Annotated in this window: 1 protein-coding gene; it reads right to left on the reverse strand. The window is 68.6% G+C overall.

What is annotated here, in order from left to right; genetic code table 11:
* Nucleotides 1-23: 23 nt before the first annotated feature.
* Nucleotides 24-1,247 carry an IS110 family RNA-guided transposase gene (locus AC1DWJ_RS19130; RefSeq protein WP_477621694.1) on the reverse strand — a complete coding sequence of 408 codons (1,224 nt, stop codon included), beginning with the start codon at nucleotides 1,245-1,247 and terminating at the stop codon, nucleotides 24-26.
* Nucleotides 1,248-1,476: the final 229 nt, after the last annotated feature.

Raw genomic sequence — 1,476 nt, forward strand, 5'->3', positions numbered from 1 at the left:
GTCTTTCCGGCTCCCTTCTGTTGTCAACGGGCGTGTCTGAGGGACCTTCGCGTTGTGGTCTTCCGGCCCGGGTCGGTGCGGCGTAGCGTCGGTGTTGCGGGTCCGGGAAGTGGCTGATCCGAAGTGTCGATGTGCGGGGGCAGGTCGACCGCGCTGGATTGAAGTGACGCCCCGCAGTGCCCTCCCGGGCCCGCCTCARGTGCCATCGCTCGTGCTGGCTGGGCGGCGCGGCGGGCGTCGGCGACCAGCTGGCGGTACACGGCGTCGGAGATGCGTCGCTTCAGGCAGCGCATGGCTTCCATCGGCGTCTTGCCCGCGGCGCGCTTGCGTCGGTAATAGGCCCGGCCGGGTGTGTCGAGCCGGATCTGGCTGGCCGCGGCGATGTGCAGCATGTGGTTGACCTTGCGGTTGCCGGCGCGGGAGAGGCGGTGACGGATCTGCTCACCGGAAGAGGCGTCCAGCGGTGCGGTGCCGGTCCAGGACGCGAAACGGTTCCGGTCCGCGAATCGGGCGATGTCACCGACGTCGGCCAGGATCCGGGCTGCTACGACTGGGCCGACGCCGGGCAACTCCATCAGGTTCGAGCCTGTTGCCGCGACCATCGTCTTGAGCTCCTTGGTGGAGGCCTTGATCCTCTTGTCGACCGCGACCAGGTCGGCCAGGAGTTCGGCGGCGAGTCTGCGCCTGGTCTTGCCGGCCAGGTCCCGTGGCCGCACCGACGCCAGGATTGCCTTGGCCTGCAACGCCGTCAGGTCCTTCTTCGACGTCCCCGGCGTCAGCTCCGAAAGAAGACGGTGGAGCCGGTTGACGGTCTGAACGCGGTGCTGCGCGAGCTCGGCGCGGCGGTCAGCCACCATCCTCAGCGCCTCGAGTGCCTCGTCGTAGGCCAGCACGCGCAGCCCCGAGGTGCGGACCGCGACGGCCGCGACTGCGTGAGCGTCGTGCGCGTCGGTCTTTCGGTTGTGGCCGGTGTCGAACAACCGCGCCCGGGCGCTGAGCTTGGCCGGCACGTCGACGACACGTTCTCCGTCAGCGAGCAGCCGCTGCGCCAGCGGTCGGCCGGCACCGTTGCTGCCCTCGACCGCCCACGTCCGCTCCGAGTACTTCGCGACGTGCCTGCGCATCGCGGAGTAGCCGGCCTTGTCGGTGCCGAACCTGCCGGTCGCCAGCACCGTCTCACGGTCATCGACGACCTCGATGGTCGCCGACAGCTTGTGGGGGTCGACCCCGATGAACACCCTCGCCACACCCAACACCTCGCTTCGTCGCAACAACGGAGGAACGCGAGGTGGGCATTGCTATTACGAGCAGGGCAGTCCCTTCTTGAGCCACGCCTCGCCACGGTGGACGGTGGGCACGCAAACCGAAAGAGAGCCACACCGATTCGGTGGGCAGCCGCGATGGCGAGCATTCCCACCGACCACCTGGACCGAGTCTGGCCGGACACCGGTCCTAAGGGAATCGTCTAACAGCCGC

It is taken from the genome of Pedococcus sp. P2_D7, assembly GCF_056404295.1.